Genomic DNA, 21,325 nt, shown 5'->3' with positions numbered 1-21,325 from the left:
TCACAGGACCCCGGCCTTGATCAACGCATCATGACGCTTAAACCGTGGCGACCGGAATCTTGCCGATTTTCGCCTGCCATTCCTTCGGGCCGGTCTGGTGCACCGACGTACCCGACGAATCGACCGCGACCGTCACCGGCATGTCCTGCACGTCGAACTCGTAGATGGCTTCCATGCCGAGGTCTTCGAATGCGAGCACCTTCGCGCTGCGAATGGCCTTCGATACGAGGTAAGCCGCGCCACCGACAGCCATCAGATACGCTGCCTTGTGCTTCCTGATCGCCTCGATTGCAACCGGGCCGCGCTCGGCCTTGCCGATCATCGAAATGAGGCCTGTTTGCGACAGCATCGTCTCGGTGAACTTGTCCATGCGCGTGGCGGTCGTCGGGCCAGCCGGGCCGACTGCTTCGTCGCGTACCGGATCGACCGGGCCGACGTAGTAAATCACGCGGTTCGTGAAGTCCACCGGCAGCTTTTCGCCCTTCGCGAGCATGTCGGCGATGCGCTTGTGCGCCGCGTCGCGGCCCGTCAACATCTTGCCCGACAAGAGGAGCGTCTGGCCCGGCTTCCACGAAGCGACTTCTGCCGGCGTCAGCGTGTTCAGGTCGACGCGCTGGCTCTTCTCCGTGTCCGGTTCCCACTGAACTTTCGGCCATGCATCGAGCGAGGGTGCTTCGAGCTTCGCGACGCCCGAGCCATCCAGCGTGAAGTGTGCGTGACGCGTGGCCGCGCAGTTCGGGATGATCGCGACCGGCTTGCTCGCAGCGTGCGTCGGTGCAGTCATGATCTTCACGTCGAGCACGGTGGCGAGACCGCCAAGACCCTGCGCACCGATGCCGAGCGCGTTGACCTTCTCGTGCAGTTCGATACGCAGTTCTTCGATCCAGTCCTTCGGGCCGCGCGCGATGATGTCCTGGATGTCGATCGGATCCATCAGCGATTCCTTCGCCATCACCATCGCTTTCTCAGCGGTGCCGCCGATGCCGATGCCGAGCATGCCCGGCGGGCACCAGCCGGCGCCCATCGTCGGCACGGTCTTCAGGATCCAGTCGACAATCGAGTCCGACGGATTCAGCATCGCGAACTTCGACTTGTTCTCCGAGCCGCCGCCCTTGGCTGCAACCTGCACGTCGACCTTGTCGCCCGGGACGATCTCGTAGTGGATCACGGCCGGCGTGTTGTCCTTCGTGTTCTTGCGCGCGCCTTCCGGCGGGCTCACGATCGACGCACGCAGCACGTTGTCCGGATTCAGGTAACCGCGGCGCACGCCTTCGTTGATCATGTCGGTGACGCCCATCGTGGCACCGTCCCAACGCACATCCATGCCGACCTTCACGAACACCGTGACGATGCCGGTGTCCTGGCAGATCGGGCGGCGGCCTTCGGCGCACATGCGGCTGTTGGTCAGGATCTGCGCGATGGCGTCCTTCGCGGCCGGGCTCTCTTCGAGTTCGTACGCGCGGCCGAGGGCCTGGATGTAGTCGAGCGGATGGTAGTAGCTGATGTACTGAAGCGAATCAGCGATGCTCTGAATCAGGTCTTCCTGTTTGATGACGGTCATGGCTAGCTCAGTGGGGACAGTGGCGCTTGTTTTCTGGTCGCGGGCCTATGCGGTCAGTCGTGCGCCTTCAGGGGAGTGGAACCGTGTGAAACCACGGCATGCAGGGCCGTGGGTTCCTGAAAATGTTTGGGGTGCGTGTGTGTGGTCAGCCGGTCGACCAGCGCCATCACAACAGCCGACAGCAGGAACGCGACGTGGATAATCACCTGCCACATGACCGTATGCGTCGAATTCTGGTCGGGGCTGATGAAGGTCTTCAGCAGATGGATCGACGAGATGCTGATGAGCGCCATCGAAAGCTTCACTTTCAGCACGCCCGCGTTCACGTGATCGAGCCACTCCGGTTCATCGGGATGACCTTCGACGCCGAGTCGCGACACGAACGTTTCATACCCGCCGACGATCACCATGATCAGCAGGTTCGAGATCATCACCACGTCGATCAGGCCGAGCACGACGAGCATGATGCTGGTTTCATCGAGCGACAGTGCTGCGGTAACGAGGTGCCACACTTCCTTGAGGAACAGCACGACATAGACGCCCTGCGCGACGATCAGGCCGAGATAGAGCGGCACCTGCAGCCAGCGGCTCATGAAGATGACGGCGGGCAGCGGACGCATGGGGCGGCGTGGCGGATGGGCGGAATCGTGGCGCGGTGCGGACATGGGCGATAGCGGTGGCGTAAGCGAACGGACGCATCAGAAAGCGGGAACACGGGCCGGTTAATGCGTGGCCGTGGCCGTGGCCGTGTCAGGCGCGCTATTGTACAGCGTCCTCCCGGTTTACCCGGATGAGGCGGGCAGTCAGGATGCGACGGGTGGCACGCGCTTCACCTTCAGGCTCGCGAGCGCGATGCCCACGACGACGCACGCCAGCGCGAAACCGTGTGCGAGCTTCGGCCGCTCGCCGAGGAAGACGATGCCGTACGTCGCGGCCGCGACGGGCAGCACGGCGCTGAACACGCCGGCAAGCGAGCCAGGCACGTGCCGGATGCCTTTCATCCAGAGCCAGAACGAGAAGATGCTGGCCGAGAGCCCGTACCAGAGCACGAGCGACCAGATGGGGAGCGGCACGCTTGCGTAATCGAAGTGCGCGAGCGCGGTGACGCCGAGCGGCAGCATCAGCAGCAAGCCGAACAGATGCGTGTACGCACAGATATCGATGGGCGCGAGCGTCTGCGTCAGCCGGCGCGACAGGATCACGTAAAGCGATTCGCAGCAGACCGCGCCGAGCACCATCAGGTTGCCGGCGAACGAGCCTTCCGTGGCGGCGTCAGCAGTTTGATCCGCATGCGCGAGATTGATCACGACGACGCCGATAATCGCCAGCGCGATCGAAGCCAGCGCACGGCCATCCGGTCGCTCTTTCAGAAAGAGCCATGAAAAAAGCGCGACGACAGCGGGAATCGTGCTGGTGATCACGCCTGCCGCGACGGCGCTTGTCCGGTGCACGCCGTTAAGCATCAGCAGCGTGAAGCCGAACGTGCCGAACAATGCCTGCAGAAAAAGATTGAGCCATTCGCCCGATTTCACCCGACGCAGTTTCGATATGCGCAGGAGCGGCCACAAGACAGCCATCGCGATGGCGAAGCGCAGCAACGCAAAAAGAGGAACGGGAATGAACGCGACGATCGACTTGCCGATACCAACGTTGCTGCCGACGAGCAGCATCGCGACGATAAGAAGCACGGAATAGCGGTTCAAGCTGAAATCCGGAAAGCCTGGGTATGACGCGGGACACGCGAGGTTGTAACGCGGCGTGTGCAAGGCGATCGCAAGCCGGGGTCGCGGGTTTTGAGTTGCGGGCGTAAGTTTACCCGACCGGTCGGACGGATGCCTGTTCGTCATAACGCGGACACCCGGGGCGATGCTTGTCGCCCGGGTGACAGTCGACATTGTCACACCAGGTTGAACCCTGGTATCGATCGTTCTCAATTGCCTGACCAATGCAGCAAACCCATGCCAACACACGGCAGCTTCAGTTAACATTGAAGTCAGTGCCCAGATGCATGAGCGCCGCAACGCGGATCTTCGCGCCTGCGTAAGTGCCCGGTAAGTTGCGGCCTTTATCGTGACTGGCAAATGGCCGGTCATGGCAACGGGTCGAAAGCATGATGCAGTGCGCCATGTTTTAAAGCGGGTGCACTGGCAGGAGACATTGCGATGCGCGGCACAACGAGCATGTGCGCTAAACACGCGTTCGCATTTTCAGGTTTCATCTTCATGAAGGGGTAGTCGATGTCAGCGATTGAATCGGTTCTTCAGGAACACCGCGTCTTCCCGCCATCCGCCGACATGTCGGCGCAGGCTTCAGTGTCCGGCATGGATGCGTACCGCGCGCTCGCCACCGAAGCGGAACGCGATTACGAAGGCTTCTGGGGACGTCTCGCGCGCGAAACGCTCAGCTGGAAGAAGCCCTTCACGAAGGTGCTCGATGAATCGAAGGCGCCGTTCTACACATGGTTCGAGGACGGCGAACTGAACGCGTCGTACAACAGCCTCGACCGTCACGTCGAAGCCGGCAACGGCGAACGTGTCGCGGTGATCTTCGAAGCCGATGACGGCACCGTCACCAACGTCACTTACGCTGATCTGCTGCAGCGCGTGTCGCGCTTCGCGAATGCGCTGAAGAAGCGTGGCGTGAAGAAAGGCGATCGCGTTGTCATTTACATGCCGATGTCGGTTGAAGGCATCGTCGCGATGCAGGCGTGCGCGCGTATCGGCGCCACGCATTCGGTCGTGTTCGGCGGCTTCTCGTCGAAATCGCTGAACGAACGGCTCGTCGACGTCGGCGCAGTCGCACTCGTCACATCCGACGAACAGATGCGCGGCGGCAAGGCACTTCCGCTCAAGAACATTGCCGACGAAGCCATCGCAATGGGCGGCTGCGAAGCCGTGAAGAGCGTGATCGTCTATCAGCGTACCGGCGGCAAGATCGCGTGGAATGAAAGCCGCGACCTGTGGATGCATGAACTCACGCAGGCCGAATCCGATCAGTGCGCACCAGAATGGGTCGGCGCCGAGCATCCGCTTTTCATCCTCTACACGTCGGGTTCCACCGGCAAGCCGAAGGGCGTGCAGCACAGCACCGGTGGCTATCTTCTGTGGGCCGCGCAGACCATGAAGTGGACCTTCGACTGGAAGCCCACCGACGTGTTCTGGTGTACCGCCGACATCGGCTGGATCACGGGTCACAGCTACATCGCGTACGGGCCGCTCGCGCTCGGCGGCACGCAGGTCGTGTTCGAAGGCGTGCCGACGTATCCGAACGCCGGCCGCTTCTGGGACATGATCGCGAAGCACAAGGTCAGCGTGTTCTACACGGCGCCGACGGCCATCCGCTCGCTGATCAAGGCCGCCGACGCCGACGTGAAAGTGCATCCGAAGAGCTATGACCTGTCGTCGCTGCGTATCATCGGTACGGTGGGCGAGCCGATCAATCCGGAAGCGTGGATGTGGTATCACGACAACGTCGGCGGCAAGCGTTGCCCGATCGTCGACACGTGGTGGCAAACCGAAACCGGCGGTCACATGATCAGCCCGCTGCCGGGCGCGACGCCGCTCGTGCCGGGTTCGTGCACGCTGCCGCTGCCGGGCATCATGGCCGCGGTCGTCGATGAAACCGGTCAGGACGTGCCGAACGGGCAGGGCGGGATTCTTGTCGTGAAGCGTCCGTGGCCGGCGATGTTGCGCAATGTCTGGGGCGATCCGGACCGCTACAAAAAGAGCTACTTCCCCGAAGAACTCGGCGGCAAGCTGTACCTCGCCGGCGACGGCGCGGTGCGCGACAGGGAAACGGCCTACTTCACGATCATGGGCCGCATCGACGACGTGCTCAACGTGTCGGGCCACCGTCTCGGCACGATGGAAATCGAGTCGGCACTGGTGGCGAATCCGCTCGTCGCGGAAGCCGCGGTTGTCGGCCGCCCAGACGACACGACGGGCGAAGCCGTGTGCGCGTTTGTCGTGCTGAAACGCGCGCGTCCGGAAGGCGCGGAAGCCGTGAAGATCGCCAACGAACTGCGTGCATGGGTCGGCAAGGAGATCGGTCCGATCGCAAAGCCGAAGGACATCCGTTTCGGCGAAAACCTGCCGAAGACGCGCTCCGGCAAGATCATGCGGCGTCTGTTGCGTTCGCTCGCGAAGGGCGAAGCGATCACGCAGGATGTGTCGACGCTGGAGAACCCGGCGATCCTCGACCAGCTTGGCGAGTCGCTTTAAGCGTTGCGTGTTTGTGGTCAGCGGCGCGGTTGCCGCTCTGCGGGTTGCCGCTGCGAGTTGAGCTGATCCACAGGCCGCATCGAACGTTGAATGAAGCCACTGCGATGACAATCCTTATTGCCTGAGCAGTGGCTTTTTGATACATAGGCGCATGGCTGCGCCAAACCACACCGCTCATCAAACAATCAATCCGCTGCCCGAACCGCCTCCGGTTTCGGAAGCGATGGCGCGCGCGCATCGGCGTTACTGGCGCTTTAACCTCTGTCTGATCGCGACGCTGATGACGATCGGCTTCGTCGTTTCGTTCGTCGTGCCACTGGCCGCGGGCCGGCTGGCCAGTGTGCGCTTCGCCGGGTTCCGGCTGCCGTTCTACATGGGCGCGCAGGGCGCGATTCTCGTGTATCTCGTGCTGATCGTCGTCTATATCGTGCTGATGCAACGCGCCGATCGCGTCTTGCAGCGCGCTTTCGAAGCGGACGCTGCTGAGCGGAACAACTGAGCCGATGAAGCTGACCCATCGACTCATTCAGTCATACGCGCTCTATACGCTGGGCTTTCTGTTTTTCATCTACGTGCTGTGGCGCATCGAGCGTGCGAAGGGTGCGGGCACGTGGATCGGCTACGTGTTCCTGTTCGTGCCGATCGCTGTCTATGCGGTGATCGGGTTGTTATCGCGCACGTCAGATCTCGTCGAGTATTACGTGGCGGGGCGGCGCGTGCCGTCTGCGTTCAACGGCATGGCGACGGCCGCCGACTGGTTGTCGGCGGCGTCGTTCATTGGCCTTGCGGGTTCGCTGTACGCAACCGGCTACGATGGCCTTGCGTACATGATGGGCTGGACGGGCGGCTACTGCCTCGTCGCGTTCCTGCTTGCCCCGTATGTGCGCAAGCTGGCCCGCTATACGATTCCCGATTTTCTCGGCACGCGCTTTTCGAGCAATGCGGTGCGCGGGCTCGCCGCGCTTGCCGCGATCCTGTGTTCGTTCGTGTATCTCGTCGCGCAGATCCAGGGCGTCGGGCTGATCGCGACGCGGTTTATCGGCGTCGATTTCGCCATCGGCATTTTCTGCGGACTGGCGGGCATTCTCGTGTGCTCGTTTCTTGGCGGCATGCGGGCGGTGACGTGGACGCAGGTCGCGCAGTACATCATCCTGATCGTCGCGATCCTGATTCCGGTGTCGATGATTGCGCATAAGGACGGCCTCGGCTGGGTGCCGCAGTTCAACTACGGCCGGTTGATGGCGCGCGTTGAAACGCTGGAGCGCCAGGTGCGTGACGCTCCGCCCGAACAGACTGTTCGCGACAACTACCGGCGGCGCGCGGCCGCGATGCAGACGCGGCTCGAAGCGTTGCCGCAATCGTTCGTCGACGAGAAGAACCGGCTCACGCAGGAAATCGCCGATCTGCGCCGGCACAACGGTCCACTTCGCGACATCAACGAACGCGAGCGGGCGCTTGCGGCGTTTCCGCGCGACGCAGCGGCGGCGCATATCGTGTGGACGCAACAGCGCGACGAGATGCTGATGCGCGCGTCGGCGCCGGTCCCGATGCACGACGCGTTTCCGGCTGCAAGCGAAGAGGAGCGAAGCATTCATCGACGCAATTTTCTGTCGCTGCTGCTGTGTCTTTCGCTGGGTACCGCGAGCCTGCCGCACATCCTGACGCGCTATAACACGACGACATCGGTGGCGTCGGCGCGCAGGTCGGTCGGCTGGACACTGTTTTTTGTCGCGCTGTTTTACCTGACCGTGCCGGTGCTCGCGGTGCTGATCAAGTACGAGATTCTTTCGAGTCTGGTCGGACACCGTTTCGCCGATCTGCCGCAGTGGGTGATGCAATGGCGGCGGATCGAGCCGTATCTGATCGGGATTTCGGATATGAACGGAGACGGCATCGTGCGCTGGAGCGAGATCCAGATGCAGCCGGATATGGTCGTGCTGGCCGCGCCGGAAATCGCGGGGTTGCCGTATGTGATGTCTGGGCTGATTGCGGCGGGCGCACTGGCGGCGGCGCTTTCCACCGCCGACGGCCTGCTGCTGACGATCGCCAACGCGTTATCGCACGACGTCTACTATCACATGGTCGATCCGTTGGCATCGAGCCAGCGGCGGGTGACCATTTCGAAGATCCTGTTGCTGGGCGTCGCGCTGTTTGCTTCGTATGTCGCTTCGCTGAATACCGGGAATATCCTGTTTCTGGTGGGCGCCGCGTTTTCGCTGGCGGCGTCGAGTCTCTTTCCGGTGCTGGTGCTGGGCGTGTTCTGGAAGCGCACGACGCGCCTCGGCGCCGTGGCGGGGATGCTGGCGGGGCTCGTCGTCTGCATCTACTACATCGTCTCGACGTACCCGTTTTTCACGCAGCTCACGGGCTTCACGGGTGCGCGCTGGTTTGGCATCGAGCCGATCAGTTCCGGTGTGTTCGGCGTGCCGGCGGGGTTTCTGGTGGCGATCGGCGTGAGTCTGGTGGATCGCAGGCCGGATGCGTATACGCGGGCACTGGTGGACTATATCCGGCATCCGTAGGGCGCCGATCCGGCTGCCGCGCAAGAGGGCATGGCGAACGCCCCAGAGTTTGCTATAATGCGCGTCCCGCCGGAGAGATGGATGAGCGGTTTAAGTCGCACGCCTGGAAAGCGTGTATAGGTTAATAACCTATCCGGGGTTCGAATCCCCGTCTCTCCGCCAGGAACAAATTTAAGCCCATGATTTCATGGGCTTTTTTGTGGGCGCGTGATTCTTGCCCACACTTCTCCTCCCATTTGCACAGCAGGCTCTGGCGGCGCGTTTCAGAGTCGCGCGCGCATCGTGCGCGCATCGTTTCAGCCTGAACCCGCTATCTACCAGCAACCCGATAACTCGCTGGAGCTTTGGCAGTTCAGCCGCTCTACCCCCGGGGAACGAGGTTACGCAATCTGTTACGGCGCTCGGCAGTGACGGACGATGCGGCGAGCAATCTGTCTACCTCAGCGCGCTGCTGGGGTGAAGCGGTATAGCACCGCTGGATGAAGCGTTCGAGAAATAGCATCGCACTTTCGTCAATGCGACGGAGTCGGAACTGCGTGTTGTAGTAAGCCCGGTATTCCTTGTTCGCTCTCAAGTCCTGGATATAGCGTGCCCGGAGGGCAGGGTCGGGGATATCTGCGGGATCGATCTCGCCCGTCCCGTAGACCCTGACCCCCGAGACCGGCGACGGGACACCTCTCACCGGATCCTTCGCCTGATCCCAGGCAGGGTCGATATGCTGATCCAGTTCGACAAGAAACGTCAGCGACGCCGATAGCGCGTCCCGGCAGGATGCTGCATGAGAAGGTTCCGCATCGCGTTGGGCGGCTTCCACCAGATCGAGTGCCTGGTGAATGAGTCCCGGGTCCTGCTGCTTGCTGAACTCAGAAAATTTCTGCTGGATCTCTTTCTCGAGCGCTTCCATATCAGTCTGCCTTTCATTCCCTTCTCTGCGCAGGCACGGACAGACACGTACAGACACGTACAGGCTCCGCCGATCGAACGAAGCGCAGAGCTCATCCAGATGAGTTTCAGCATCCGTTCGAGCTTGACGTTGCGTTCACGCTGGTCTTTCCTTTCGCCTCGCCTTTGACGGTCGTCAGGGTATCGGCGTCGGCTTCCAGAGTATGGACCTGGGAAACCGGCGCAAAAGGATGTACACCTCCGCTGCCGACCTTGTACTCGTGCGGAATGTTCAGAGACACACTGCCCGGTGCGTAGGGGGGGCCCGTTGTTGTGCAGTACCCGGAGTAGGCACAGTCATCGTTCAGTGTCTGTGTACCCCGACCCGCTACTACCGTATTGGTGACTGGAAGATCGGGACATGGCACGCCACCACCACCGGCACCACAGTGTCCGGTCTTGAACGGGTTGCACGAGTACTCACCCGCAGTGGGAACGCCGTTGACATCCATCTCGTGATAAACGACGTTGTAGAAGTTTACGTTGTCTGGCAGAAGATACGGCCGCATCCGTATGCCGACATTGGGATAGCCCTTGTCGTGCTGCATGGCGCCCGTGCGCGCCATGAACACACGCGAGGGCGCTATGATCTGGAACGTTATGGCGGCAGTTCCCGCAGTCACGATAACTGCCTGCGCCGTGTCCGGGGCCTTGAGGACTACCGAGGGACCCGTAACCGCAGACAGGCTGCCGCCCGTCGTCGTCCATGTTGTGCTACCGCCGGTGTAAGTGAGGTCTACCTCTTCACCCACACCGATGTCGGTACGCGTCCGCGCACCGGGAGAGGTTTGCACTGTTTCGCTAATGATCTTTTCCGAAGGTTGCGGGCGCTTCTTCAAAATGCGGTAGAGCACGTAGATCAGCAACAATAGCAACAGCAGCGCGACGACAACAGCGACGATGATGACAACGGTGGTGCTGACGAAGAAAACGCTGCCGCCAATGATGATGATGACGGTTCCGCCCACGACGATCACCGAACCGCCTACCAGCGCAACGAGCGCGGCCAGCAGGGCAAACAGGGCTGGCAAAGCCGGGCCGAGATACGCCGGGGTGGGTGCGAGGGTGGGCGTGGGATTGAATGTGCCCGTCTCGTGCGCGGGTGTTCCGCCGGTGACGAAGCTGACAATATTGCTGACGATGCGACTGACGAAACTGTTGATTCCGTCCAGAACGCCCTGACCAAACCGAACCAGCTGGTCTACGGGGTTATCGATGAGTGCATGGACGTGCGTGATCACCTGATCCAGCGCGCTGGTCAGCGCATCGACGGCGGACTGGACGAAGCTGCGCACGACCTGCACCGCCTGCGTCAGGGCCTGAGTCACTTCGCGAACCTTGCCCGTGATCAGTTGGGTAACCTGCGCCACGGAGCGGCTGACGTGATCCACGATCTGCGATGCCGTGGCGGAAATGCGCTCGAGAACGGAAGCGAGAATCGCTGAAGACCGCTCCTGAAAGATCTGGATGATGGTCTTGTTGTTTTGAACGGCTTCGTCGGCTGGTCCCCCGGGCGCTGGATTGCCGGCGCCGGCGGGTGCGGGCGCAGCACCTCCCTTTGCCTGACTCTGCGGGACAAGCGACTGAAGGTGCTGGTCGCGATTGGAATGGATGGCGGAGATCGCATGCTGCTGCGCCTGGCCAATCGCCTGGTGAGTCATTCGCTCCAGACGGGCGATCGTCGGCAGTACGGAGCCATTGAAGATCTTTTGCAGCGCCGAGATAACCTGCGTAGCCACTCGCTGCAGGGTTTGCGCGATAACGCGGATGACTCGCTGAATGGCGTTGCCGACTTGTGCCAGCGCGGCATCGGCAAGCCTCTCGAAGACGCCGATCATGGAGGTGACCAGCTGCTGCCCAAGACTCAGCGCGGAGCTGATGAGGGACTGAAGGCGCGGTAACCCGGAAGTGACAACGTCCGCACCGCGCCGCAAGACACCGCCAATTGCTGAACGAATCTGCGCCACGCCTGGAATGTCAGGAAGCGGGAACCGATTCACCACACCGGTGATCCCGTCGGCAATGCCGCGCACGCGCTCTTGCACAGAACCGATGGTGGTTTTGACGGCACCCTCGATTGTCCCTCGTACGCGATCGGCCTGCGTTCGGGCCGTGCGGGCCGCATTCATCACCACGACCTGAGCGGACTGCATGACGCCGGCAGCGGCGGCGGAAATCTCTGCCTGTGTGCCCGAGATCAAGCTCCGAACGCCGGCGGAAGACTGCCCAAAGAAACTGGCAAATCGACCGCGGAGGCCGCCGAGCACCGCGCTAACGTTCTTGCGGTTCGTGTCCGCGATCTTGAGTATTTGCGCTTCACTGCGGACTGAGTCCGCTTTGATCAGATTGGCCTGATCCACCGCGTTTCCATTGATGAGCGCGTTCGCCGCAGGCGCGCTCGCTGCCGCTTTCGCTGCGGCGGGTCCGACTACCGCATCGGCCGGGGCCCTTCCTCCACCATCGGAACCGTTGTTGTTTTCGGAGGAGTCGGGGAAGCCCGATGGGGTGAACGAGGGAACAGGATGGCGCTCGACGGTTGCCAAAGCAGTTGCTTCTTCCTCCTGGTGGCGTTCGCGTGTGTGCGGCTGGGCCTCGCTGCTGGCTCGCGGCAGATCAGAAGGCAGCGCGGGAGTTGCATGCGCGACTGCTGGGCGGCTAGCGGGGGGCGCGGTCTCCGACGTACCGTCGGCGTTCCGCGCGGCGGGCTCTGCCTCTTCGGAGTTGTACAGCAGTCTCAGGACGGCGCGGTTGCCGCTGGTCGATTGCAGCCGCTGAATTTCGGCAATACGGGCCGCAGTGCGACCTTTGCCGGTGGAACTCGCGCCAGCGGTCAGGCGCGACAGCTCCATGCCATGCGTTTGCACGTTTCGCGCGAGTTCTGCCTGCAACGTACGCGGCTGCGAACGCGCGTCCGGCGTGCGGTTGGCCGGACGGTTCTCGCCGACGGTTCCAACCTTTCCCATGACCGAAACTCGCGCCGCTCCGAGCATCTCGACTCCTCGCGCCGGGCTGCCACAGTGATCGGCCGTGATGCCCGTTACGGCAGTATGAAGAGGTGTCCGGTTTCTCGCAATGGGTCCCTGGTCAGCGGTGCCTGGGACTTCAACGACTGGGAAGCCACGCATGCGCAACTGTGCGCTAGACCACATACAGTACCGGCTCGGTCTGGAGAAGCCCGCACTATCGCCTATTGTCTGCATTATCCAAATCAAGCGCTTCAACCATCGGCGCGCGACAGGTTTGCTGACAGGATGAGAAATCTATGCGGAATGGGTCACTTCAACAGGTCGAGCGTGGCGATGACGTCAAGACGTTGCAGCAGTCACTTCGATTGGAAGCATCAAGCAACCGGACGGCTCACAAGCCGATGGTCTTGATGGCGCGCTCCACCATGCGCGCGGCGGCAGAGTGTTCCGAACAGGTTAGCGAAGGGTCGCCGTCTGGACATCCGTTTGATCTTTACGACAATCGCAAGGACCGCGAAGACGCATGTCAGCGCGGAGTCACATTAATTCCGGATTCATCCGGCGACCGGACCGCATTGCGGAGCCAACCCGATGGCCACTCCTGCTATCACTAACGCGCCTGTCATTGAAGCCGAGCCAGGCACTTTCGACGAGCTCATTTTCAAGCGCGATCTCAATGAAGTGCATCTGCTATTGGATTTCATTTCCGGTCGGCCCGATGTCCATATCACGGATCTCGGCGACGTCAGGTTTCCGGACCGCAATGGTGCCAACGGCGCTTTCCTGTCGGCGTACCAGCTTATAAAACGTATCTGCGAAATGCGTTATCCGCCACAGGCTGTGCAGGACGCGACAGACAAGGCGGACAATTCGGCGCTACTTCTGTCTGTGAAAGACAAATTGAACGCGATCGCGTATCCGGCTTCCGGCGTGACGATCGCTTATACGTACATTTTTCTTGCAGAAACCGATAAATCCAGACGCGGTAACACGTTGCGCCGGAGCCCTCAGACGCGCGGCTCCGTCGCCGAAACGGCGTATCCCGGCTTGATTGCAAGCGCGAAGCGATTTCGCTACTTCCATAAAAGCGTCGCGTGGATGGGTGCTCTCCTTACGCTGTTCGCGGCGTTACTGTTGTGGCTGGTCGTGTACGGCGTGCAGTTGACCTCGCGGTTCGAGGAAGACCAGAAGAGCGCGGCCGACATGACCAGTCAGATCTACGTGGAAGTTGACAAGGAAAATGCAGCGTCGCCTGTCGCGCAGCAAACGCACGACAGCGTTCCAGCGCGGTGCCACGCGGACAAGATCGGCCAGCAAAGTAATCGGATCAAGCTGCTGTGCAACCAGTGGTCCTACTATCAGGCGCGCTACGACAAGTCGATCAGCGACGCCGCGATGTTTGCGAACCGATGGCCATCAAGCTGGCTGATGAAGCCATTCCCGACTTCGCCAGGACTGGAGGCAAAAGGCGACGACGGATATGTCGCGAAGCAGGAGAACATCCAGTCGATCACGCTGGTGCTTTCCGCGTACGCGAGCTACGTGTTGCCCGTGATGTTCGGCGTGGTGGGCACAATGGCGTCGTTTCTGCGCGACATCGGCAACCGCATTACCGGCAGCCTGCTCGCGCCACGCGACGAAACGCTCGCCATCATCCGTCTGATTATCGGCGCGATTGCCGGGCTCGCGGTCGGGCTGTTCTTTACGCCAGCGTCAGTCGCGGCCCAGGTGAGCTCGGGGGCCGGCGTGCTGACGTTGTCGGCGTCAGCGATTGCGTTCCTCGCCGGCTATGGTGCCGACGGGTTCTTCAGGATGATCGACGCGATAGTCACGCGCGTGTTCAGCCTCGATCATCCCGACAAGGCGCAGACAACCAGGTGAAATGCACGTGGCGCGGCGGGGCCTCGCCAGCGGCGAAAGTCGGGGAGGTGTCGTAAGCCGCGAGGCGGAAATACGCTGGATTCCTGACCTGCCCATGAATTCCGAGTTCGATCGCGCCTTTTGGATGCGCCACTTTGAGTCAGGTGGTGTCGACGGCTGCGTTCTAATGTCGGTGCTGCCACCACCAACCGACAACAGGAATCAAGATCGTTGCCGACAACCACTGCCAGTTTGCTTTAGCAAATTTCGTTACTCGTTGAGCGGGCGTCACCGTAACGAGGATGGACTGACTGAACGTTCGAATGGTTCGGTGGGCGGGCGCGCCGTCCACGGTGACGAGTGCGTCCAGGTTCACGCAAAGATTGAACTCGCCAACCGTCTTCGGCTTGACGGTCCAGAGCCAGATGGTCGGCTCGTTGCTACTGATGGCCTGTGTTTCCAGAGAGTTGGCGGTGATATCGAAGTCGGAGCCGGTAAGACGGGCGCTCATACGATTCGAAATCCTGACCTGCGCGTATTCCACTACGCCACGGGCGGTGATCAATTTCGCTAGTGCGGCCGAAGGCAGGTGTAGATCAAGAACCAGTTCTATCCTGGCGCTATGGTCGATGTTGATGGGGCTGGGCGAATTGAATGCGATGCCGCCAAGCGGCATCTTCGCGATCGCTTCGTCGACTGAAGAAAAAATGGATGGCGGCGTTGGCGACGCATCGTCACGGAATGAGTCTGGTGGACAGGCCGCCGCTTCCACGCCGGTATCGAATGAGTCAGGCGGGCGGCTTACCGGCCGCGGTGGTGGCGTGCCTGATCCTCGACGTTTGATTCGAGGCAACGCCAGGCCTAAAGCTGCAATCAAGGCGAGCGCAAAGGCTACTAGCTGTGTCCATCTCATGACTGCCCCCAGGTCAGGTCTCCAGGTTGATCTTATGCCCTGGTTCCGCTTTATGGCAGCACGCTTGATTTACTCTACCTGAACGATTGATCAATCGACATTTTCAACAACGCGGCGAACTTGAGTGCCCTGCGGCCTTTCGAGAAGGGTCCCTCACACACACTCGTTGACGTGGCTCTGTTTACCATCGCGCCTCGCGTGCGGATTGTCGCGGTGTTCAGTAGAGCCCGTCGACAGCAGCGCATGAGCAAATGTCGGCGACTTCTAGAAGCGGTGACGCAGGCCAGCCGTCACAGCGATCTGACCGTTGTTCGACGAAGCGGCGCTGAGACCGTTAATGTATGCAACCATGCCAGAACCTTCGTTGACAAGCTGATATTCGCCTTGCAGATACACGTCCGTGCGCCTGGATAATGCGTAGGCAGTCTGCAGGTTGAATTGATTCCAATGCATGTGTACGCCTTCGATGCTTCCCCGTGTGTACGTGTACGAACCGGCAACGGTGAGAGCCGGCGTTAAGGAATAGCGGGCATTCGCTTCGATGTTCTGAAAACGACTGCTGCCGCCGCCAAGGTCGACGCCACCTGTTACCCCCGACTGACCGCCGCTGATGCCAGGGTCATCTCTCAGGTTTGTTTGCGCGTATGCAAGGCCTGCCGTTATCGGGCCGAACGTGCAGTTTGCGCCAGCGCCCCACGTTTGCTGGCGGCCAGCGAGGAATGTGTTGTCGCCGGAAACGGCACCGCTCGCGTTGAATGTTGCGCCCGGATTCGTGTTGCTGTTCAGTTGAAGATAGGCGGCTGCGATATTCAGGCAAGCGTAGTTGTACGCCATGCCAAAGCTGTATGCGCGGTTGTTCGTGAATTGACCCGCCGCGTTCGAGAAGCCGTACAACGCGCCGAACTTGAAACCGGCGAAGTTCGGGCTCTGATACTTGACCGAATTGTTGATGCGGAACGAATTGGTCAGGTTGTCGTTGTCGAACGGATGGGCGAACTGCGTGCCGCCATATTGCGTGCCCGTCAGCGACAGCGGGCCGACGTAGTCAACCATGCTGTCGTATTGACGTCCGAGAGTCACGCCGCCGAACTGGTCGCTTGCCAGACCCACGAACGCCTGACGGCCGAACTCGCGGCCGCCTTGCTTCAGCGTACCGTCGTTGATGCCGAAACCGTTTTCCAACGTGAAGATGGCTTTCAGACCGTCGCCCAGATCTTCAGCGCCGCGCAGGCCCCACCGGCTGCCGTTCACCGAGCCGCTGGTTTCCTGCCAGTTGCTGTGGCCATGCTGGTTGTTCGTGTAGGTGATACCGGCGTCGATCAGGCCGTACAGCGTGACGCTGCTTTGTGCGTGAGCGGCGGTAGCGAAAACGCCTGACAGGACCGCGACCATGAGAGCCTTTTTCATCTTCGCAACTCCGATAACAGGATGGGTCCTGGAAGCCGAGGCTTGAAGGAGACTTCATGCGATCACTCAAGAGCCGAAATTCATGTGAAGCGGTAGATGACCCAGACGTCTTCGCTTCCGGACGGGTAACTGTAGAGCCGTTGTCGTGGGAAGACATGTCGGGTTGGGACTCTGATGTCTCGCTTTCGCGCGCTCCTGATCGATACGGGATCGTCGGGGCGTTTCTAACGCCTATTAATAAGCCAACCCGGGACGAAAGCACAGTTTTATTTCTTCGCCGTGTGGCGTGATTGTTGAATTTCCCCGGATCGACTGAGAGAAGGCGGCGTGCTCAATGAGCAGCAAGGAGAAGCTGGATGATCAAAGGGTGTGCCAGCACCTTCACGCCGTCTGTTCTACGGGAACATACCGACTCTTGACTTCCAAAGTATGTCGCCTACATTGAACCTGGGGCAGGCTGAGCGTGGTTCTCTACTCTGCATTCCCGGCTCTATCGAAAGGGGCCGTCGCCTTGCGCGCTCCGCTAAGGCACCGACGAGATTCGCACGAGGAGGCGCACGATGCCAGACGGTGCTTTAGTGCAGCAGGCAGTTCGAGATGCGTTCACCCTTGGCTGGAGTCTTGTCGAGTTGCAGGGCCGTGTATGCGTCGAACTCGGCGAGGTCGAGCAACGTGGAATGCGCGTCGCCAGTCTCTGGCGGGTTTCCCTTTACAAGATCAGCTCGCTTCAGCAACGCGTCTTTCAAACCAGCACGACGGCGCAGACGGTCTACGAGCCAGAAAAAGATATTCCGAAGTATCTTTACCCGGCTGACGGGAGCGACGACTACACCAAATTCGGAATCCTTCCGGGGACCAATACCGAGCAGGACATGCTGCCGGATTTCAAGCTCTACGATGTCACTCGTCGAGCGATCAATTGCCTGTCGTTGCTCTATGTCAGTCCGGAAGAGAGCCTTAACCCGGGGCGAATCAGCCAGCTTCAAGGGGAACTGGCGCGACGCGTCAAGGACGAAGCCGTTCAGGGAACGTCGTCACCGGCCGTTCAGGCGCCTGAACAACCTCCCGGCGAGGGTGCGTCCACCGCCGCGGACAAACCCGATCAGTCTTACGCGAAAAGCCAGCTCACCACGCTTCTCGGCAAGTTTCTCAACGCCTGGGACGGCTATCTGCGCGAGCAGTACTACGTGGGTGGAATGATTCCAAACAACGGACTGGAGCTGGTCGCGTATGAGGCTGGCCGCTCGATGGCCTCGCTCTCGTGGAACGTCACCATCGGCACCCTCGAGCAGGAGAGGGAAGACCAGCGGGCGCTATGTGCAAGGCAGGCAACGGGCACAGTGCCGGCGACACCCGCCGCGCCACCTCAAGCTCCGCAGCGCGACGACGCAAAGGAGAATGCGGTCCGAACCGCATGGGCTTCGGCTTTCAGACCTGAGTTCATTATCCGGCTGCAGCACGACGTCGTGGCATTAAGCGCGGCGCTCGACGCCGCCTATCACGATGCGCATTCCGGAACGCCTCCGGCAGCCGGGTCGTCCGCGCCGGTTGGCCGCGATCCTGACCTGCCCAGTGAGTCGATTTGCGCGGTCAAGCAGAGCATCGAGTTCTGGCGTCGGGCCGTCGAGAACCAGCTTTCGGCCACCTATCCGGAGCAACGCGACCGGTATCAGGACTCTGCGGGGTGGTCCCGTCCGCTGCGAATCGCGCTGACGAAGCAGGTCAACATCTGGCAGACATTGCTGACCGGGCAGCAATCGTTGCGGGCATTCAGTACGGAAAGCGTGGCGCAGAGTCTGATGGAAAGCGTCTGGAACGACGTGCAGAGCGGAATCGCAAATGACTTCACGCAAAGCCTGAAACAGGCTCGCGGTTCCCTGGCAAACCTTGCACGTGAAGCAGGTGATGCGATCGAGGTTGTCTTCAAACAGGCCACCTTCCTGCTATGGCCCATCGGCGTGATCGCCGCGGTGGTGTCGATAGGATTTGTCGTCGTGGCGTTCACGGGCCCCCCGGAAGCGTTGAAAGCAGCTGCTGGGGCGCTTGGGATTACCGGGCTTGGATCGAGTGTGGCGAGCTTCTTCAGGAACGCACAGTTGAGGGAAACAAAAGACCAGCAAAAGAAACGCGTTCTCGATCCAGCGCTCGGGTCGACGAAAGGAGGCGCCGATGACGAGACCCAAGGCGGCCTCGCGAATCAGATCGGAAACACCGCGCACTCGCTTGCAGACGACGTAGTGAATGCATTCAACAAAGGCCTGGAGCAGATCCAGGTGGAACTGGAAGGCTTGAACCGGAGCGTGGGTGTTTCGTATCCACTGGTCGATTACTTTGCGATGAAGTCGATTTCCGGGCAGACGACCGTCGATTTCCTGACAAAGATTGTATGGACCGGCGACGAGCGGATCAGGGAAATGAAAGCGGTCATGCGGGCTGCGCTGGGTCCGCTGGCGTTGTTTGCAACGGCGTCTTCAACTGCATCCTCTCACGCCGATGCGGGTTCCGGAGACGTCGGCAGCGCTGCCGGGAAGGGCGGGCGGAACGTCACGAAGAGAACTGACGAGGCAGGCGGGGCGGTTGCAACGACCAGCCCGTGAAGGGGCCGTCACTCCCGGCTCGCGAAAACCTCGAACATTGCATATCCTTTAGTCAATCTCGGACCGCAAGCAGGTCCACCTCGCCCCGCACCAGCGAATCAATCTGCAACGCCAGAACAAAAGCGCAATCGGCTGGCTATACCGTCGGGGCACGGGCCAGACGTGACAGGAGCCTCTCAAATGAGCGATAGAGACGGATTCGACAGGCCGCTCTCCACGATGTTGATTGAACGGCGCAGCGACGCATGGAAGTCGGGCGTTCATCCTCTCGACCGGCTGGAGGATGGCGCCCTGGTTTCGCGTGACCGTGTGGACAACGTAGCCTGCCGCATCGGCGACGCATCGTGTGCTTCGGCTCATGCGAGGGTGTTGAATCGCTCGAAGCGCAGCGTCGATCTGTCGATGCAGCGTTCGCTGTTACGCCTGCAGATGCGCTATGGCAATCGCTATGTCGGTCAGGTTCTTCACCGCGTTGCAGGCGGGGGCGAAGCCGGGAACGACATGGACGGTATTGAACATTCGATCGACGCGGCGCGCAGTAGCGGTCGAGCGATGGATCACGGCACGCGCACGCGGATGGAGACGGCCTTCGGCGCCGATTTTTCGGGGGTGCGTCTGCACACCGACGCGCATGCCGACGGCCTGAGCCGTTCGCTCAGTGCGCGCGCGTTCACCACTGGCCGCGACGTGTTTTTCCGGCATGGCGAATACAGTCCCGGGACCTCATCGGGCCGTGAACTGCTCGCACACGAACTGACACATGTCGTGCAGCAGAACGGAGACGGCCTGCAGCGCAAGATGACGGTGAGCGAGCCTGGCGATGCTCAGGAGATCGAGGCCGACCAGATGGCGCGCGCGGTGATCGCGCAGGAGCATGCGCAGACGACCCATCGTGAAGCGATCCGGCGCGATCCGGAAGAGGGGCGCCTGGCCGGAAAGGCAACCGGAGATACGCTGCTGCGCCAGCCCGAGGCGGCGCACGAAGACGATGAAGAAAAGAAGCGGCTGCACACGAAGGCCGACACGGCCGTGGCGTCGCCTTCGGGGCGTCGGATAGTCGCTTGAGCAGAACGTGCATCCGTTCACGTCCAGTATGAGATCGGCCACCGCGCCCCAATAGCGATTCAAAACCGCGTGGTGCTGATCGTTCTTCTAGGTAACCTGCGCTGCCTTCAGGTAAACAGAAGGGGGTGTCGCCATGCGACGTCTCGTTTGTTGTGTTCTGTCGTGCGTGATGTGCGTAACAAATGGGTTCGCACAGTCGGCGAGCTCGTGCGGCGGTGCGTACCGCCAGTGCCCCCCGAATCCGGCGTCGAGCTCCGGCGGATCTGCGGGAACGCAATCGGGAACGTCAACGCAGTCCACTGCTACGCCTCCTCAACGCACCGCTACGCCTCCTCAACCCACCGCGCCGACGACGCAGACACAATCCAATCCGCCTTCCGCCAGCCACGGCGGCTCGTCCGGATCGAGCAGCGCCGGCACCACGGCGGCCATCATCGGTTTGTCGGCGCTTGCGGCAGGCCTTTTGACCTATGCCGTGACCCATTCACACGAAGCGAGCGCGCCATCCGCCAGTAGCGCGCCTCAGCCTGACGAGCCAACCACGAGTGAACAAGTGCCGGTGGCACCGCCGGTGCCGGCGCCGGTGGTACAGCCGGTGGTACCGCCGGCGTTGGCGGCTTCGTCCGTCGAAGATGCGCCGGCAAAGTGGGGCATCGTGCCGAAGCTGTCGGGCATCACGGTCCCTGCGGCGCGCAGGGCGCTCACGCAAAACGGCCTGCAAATTGCGATCGAGACCAGCGAGGCAACGCGAAACGGAAAACGGGTCGCGACCCAGAGCATCATGCCAGGCGAGCATGTGCCTCCCGGCACGGTTGTGTCGGTGACGCTCAAGCCTCCTCCAGTGCACGCTCCGGCAGTCCCCTGGAAGCCTCCATCCGTCGTTCATGTCCCGGATCCGATCGTGACTCCGTCTGTGTTTCCTGTCGTGCTGCCTGCCTCGCAGCCGATCATAGGTCCCACGCCTCCAGAGCACGAAGTCAGCCCCAGCGTTTCCCCGCCTCCAAAGCACGAAGTCAGCTCCAGCGTTCCCCCTCTAGCCATTGGCGGACTCTCATTGTTCGCGCTTGCCGGTGCGCTCGTCTACGGCAGAAAGCACAAACTGCGGCTCAAAGCGCCGCCCGTCTACCGCGTCCGCCTGCAAGGGGACTTCGGCTCGCAAACGGCGCGCGTGTCGAACCGGCGCATGCGCTTGCCGGCAGTCGACGTGAGGCTCGCTTCCGATCCATGGGACGCGCATATGGTCAGTTCGGTCAAACCGGCTCACAGGTGAAC

The 21,325-nt window shown here is 61.3% G+C and carries 14 protein-coding genes and 1 tRNA gene; 8 read left to right on the top strand and 7 right to left on the bottom strand.

The window, feature by feature from the left end; genetic code table 11:
* Nucleotides 1-37: 37 nt before the first annotated feature.
* From P3T21_RS17485 to P3T21_RS17475, 3 genes are all read right to left on the bottom strand, one after another.
* Nucleotides 38-1,561: a fumarate hydratase gene (locus tag P3T21_RS17485; RefSeq protein WP_429257183.1), complete on the bottom strand. Its 1,524-nt coding sequence runs from the start codon at nucleotides 1,559-1,561 to the stop codon at nucleotides 38-40.
* Nucleotides 1,562-1,614: 53 nt separating this feature from the next.
* Complete coding sequence (locus P3T21_RS17480; RefSeq protein ID WP_429257182.1) at nucleotides 1,615-2,226, bottom strand: TIGR00645 family protein; 612 nt, start codon at nucleotides 2,224-2,226, stop codon at nucleotides 1,615-1,617.
* 138 nt (nucleotides 2,227-2,364) lie between these two features.
* Entirely contained in the window at nucleotides 2,365-3,264 is a 900-nt protein-coding gene (locus tag P3T21_RS17475) for a DMT family transporter (protein WP_429257181.1), read from the bottom strand.
* A gap of 534 nt (nucleotides 3,265-3,798) precedes the next feature.
* Between P3T21_RS17475 and acs the strand changes: the two genes are divergently transcribed.
* From acs to P3T21_RS17455, 4 genes are all read left to right on the top strand, one after another.
* A complete protein-coding gene (gene acs, locus P3T21_RS17470) occupies nucleotides 3,799-5,781 on the top strand; it encodes an acetate--CoA ligase (RefSeq protein WP_429257180.1) in 1,983 nt (660 codons plus the stop codon).
* Between the two features lie 151 nt (nucleotides 5,782-5,932).
* Entirely contained in the window at nucleotides 5,933-6,280 is a 348-nt protein-coding gene (locus tag P3T21_RS17465; protein ID WP_429257179.1) for a DUF4212 domain-containing protein, read from the top strand.
* Between the two features lie 4 nt (nucleotides 6,281-6,284).
* Entirely contained in the window at nucleotides 6,285-8,303 is a 2,019-nt protein-coding gene (locus P3T21_RS17460) for a sodium:solute symporter family protein (RefSeq protein ID WP_429257178.1), read from the top strand.
* Between the two features lie 71 nt (nucleotides 8,304-8,374).
* Nucleotides 8,375-8,465 (top strand) — tRNA-Ser (locus P3T21_RS17455).
* Nucleotides 8,466-8,664: 199 nt separating this feature from the next.
* Here the strand turns inward: P3T21_RS17455 and P3T21_RS17450 are convergent.
* A complete protein-coding gene (locus P3T21_RS17450; protein ID WP_429257177.1) occupies nucleotides 8,665-9,207 on the bottom strand; it encodes a hypothetical protein in 543 nt (180 codons plus the stop codon).
* A gap of 106 nt (nucleotides 9,208-9,313) precedes the next feature.
* On the bottom strand, nucleotides 9,314-12,208 hold the full coding sequence (locus P3T21_RS17445) for a phage tail protein (protein ID WP_429257176.1): 2,895 nt from the start codon (nucleotides 12,206-12,208) through the stop codon (nucleotides 9,314-9,316).
* 594 nt (nucleotides 12,209-12,802) lie between these two features.
* On the opposite strand from P3T21_RS17445, the gene P3T21_RS17440 reads away from it, so the two are divergent.
* Nucleotides 12,803-14,092: a hypothetical protein gene (locus P3T21_RS17440; protein ID WP_429257175.1), complete on the top strand. Its 1,290-nt coding sequence runs from the start codon at nucleotides 12,803-12,805 to the stop codon at nucleotides 14,090-14,092.
* Between the two features lie 163 nt (nucleotides 14,093-14,255).
* Here the strand turns inward: P3T21_RS17440 and P3T21_RS17435 are convergent, their stop codons facing one another.
* Together P3T21_RS17435 and P3T21_RS17430 are read right to left on the bottom strand one after the other, a co-directional pair.
* The gene (locus P3T21_RS17435) at nucleotides 14,256-14,984 is read right to left on the bottom strand and encodes a hypothetical protein (RefSeq protein ID WP_429257174.1); all 729 of its coding nucleotides are present in this window, start codon (nucleotides 14,982-14,984) and stop codon (nucleotides 14,256-14,258) included.
* A gap of 264 nt (nucleotides 14,985-15,248) precedes the next feature.
* Complete coding sequence (locus tag P3T21_RS17430; RefSeq protein WP_429257173.1) at nucleotides 15,249-16,391, bottom strand: porin; 1,143 nt, start codon at nucleotides 16,389-16,391, stop codon at nucleotides 15,249-15,251.
* Between the two features lie 560 nt (nucleotides 16,392-16,951).
* Here P3T21_RS17430 and P3T21_RS17425 point away from each other — a divergent pair.
* From P3T21_RS17425 to P3T21_RS17415, 3 genes are all read left to right on the top strand, one after another.
* Nucleotides 16,952-18,988: a hypothetical protein gene (locus P3T21_RS17425; protein WP_429257172.1), complete on the top strand. Its 2,037-nt coding sequence runs from the start codon at nucleotides 16,952-16,954 to the stop codon at nucleotides 18,986-18,988.
* A gap of 180 nt (nucleotides 18,989-19,168) precedes the next feature.
* Nucleotides 19,169-20,053: a DUF4157 domain-containing protein gene (locus P3T21_RS17420; RefSeq protein ID WP_429257171.1), complete on the top strand. Its 885-nt coding sequence runs from the start codon at nucleotides 19,169-19,171 to the stop codon at nucleotides 20,051-20,053.
* Nucleotides 20,054-20,606: 553 nt separating this feature from the next.
* Entirely contained in the window at nucleotides 20,607-21,323 is a 717-nt protein-coding gene (locus tag P3T21_RS17415) for a PASTA domain-containing protein (RefSeq protein ID WP_429257170.1), read from the top strand.
* Nucleotides 21,324-21,325 lie beyond the last annotated feature (2 nt).

It is taken from the genome of Paraburkholderia sp. GAS334, assembly GCF_050436625.1.
Lineage (GTDB): Bacteria > Pseudomonadota > Gammaproteobacteria > Burkholderiales > Burkholderiaceae > Paraburkholderia.
This window is presented reverse-complemented; position numbering and strand designations above follow the sequence as displayed.

Excerpts from the sequence above, each read along its gene's own strand:
- P3T21_RS17430 (WP_429257173.1), bottom strand. The coding sequence starts at position 16,391 with ATGAAAAAGGCTCTCATGGTCGCGGTCCTGTCAGGCGTTTTCGCTACC.
- P3T21_RS17445 (WP_429257176.1), bottom strand. The coding sequence starts at position 12,208 with ATGGGAAAGGTTGGAACCGTCGGCGAGAACCGTCCGGCCAACCGCACG.
- acs (WP_429257180.1), top strand. The coding sequence starts at position 3,799 with ATGTCAGCGATTGAATCGGTTCTTCAGGAACACCGCGTCTTCCCGCCA.
- P3T21_RS17465 (WP_429257179.1), top strand. The coding sequence starts at position 5,933 with ATGGCTGCGCCAAACCACACCGCTCATCAAACAATCAATCCGCTGCCC.
- P3T21_RS17420 (WP_429257171.1), top strand. The coding sequence starts at position 19,169 with ATGAGCGATAGAGACGGATTCGACAGGCCGCTCTCCACGATGTTGATT.
- P3T21_RS17485 (WP_429257183.1), bottom strand. The coding sequence starts at position 1,561 with ATGACCGTCATCAAACAGGAAGACCTGATTCAGAGCATCGCTGATTCG.
- P3T21_RS17480 (WP_429257182.1), bottom strand. The coding sequence starts at position 2,226 with ATGTCCGCACCGCGCCACGATTCCGCCCATCCGCCACGCCGCCCCATG.
- P3T21_RS17460 (WP_429257178.1), top strand. The coding sequence starts at position 6,285 with ATGAAGCTGACCCATCGACTCATTCAGTCATACGCGCTCTATACGCTG.
- P3T21_RS17425 (WP_429257172.1), top strand. The coding sequence starts at position 16,952 with ATGCCAGACGGTGCTTTAGTGCAGCAGGCAGTTCGAGATGCGTTCACC.
- P3T21_RS17435 (WP_429257174.1), bottom strand. The coding sequence starts at position 14,984 with ATGAGATGGACACAGCTAGTAGCCTTTGCGCTCGCCTTGATTGCAGCT.
- P3T21_RS17450 (WP_429257177.1), bottom strand. The coding sequence starts at position 9,207 with ATGGAAGCGCTCGAGAAAGAGATCCAGCAGAAATTTTCTGAGTTCAGC.
- P3T21_RS17440 (WP_429257175.1), top strand. The coding sequence starts at position 12,803 with ATGGCCACTCCTGCTATCACTAACGCGCCTGTCATTGAAGCCGAGCCA.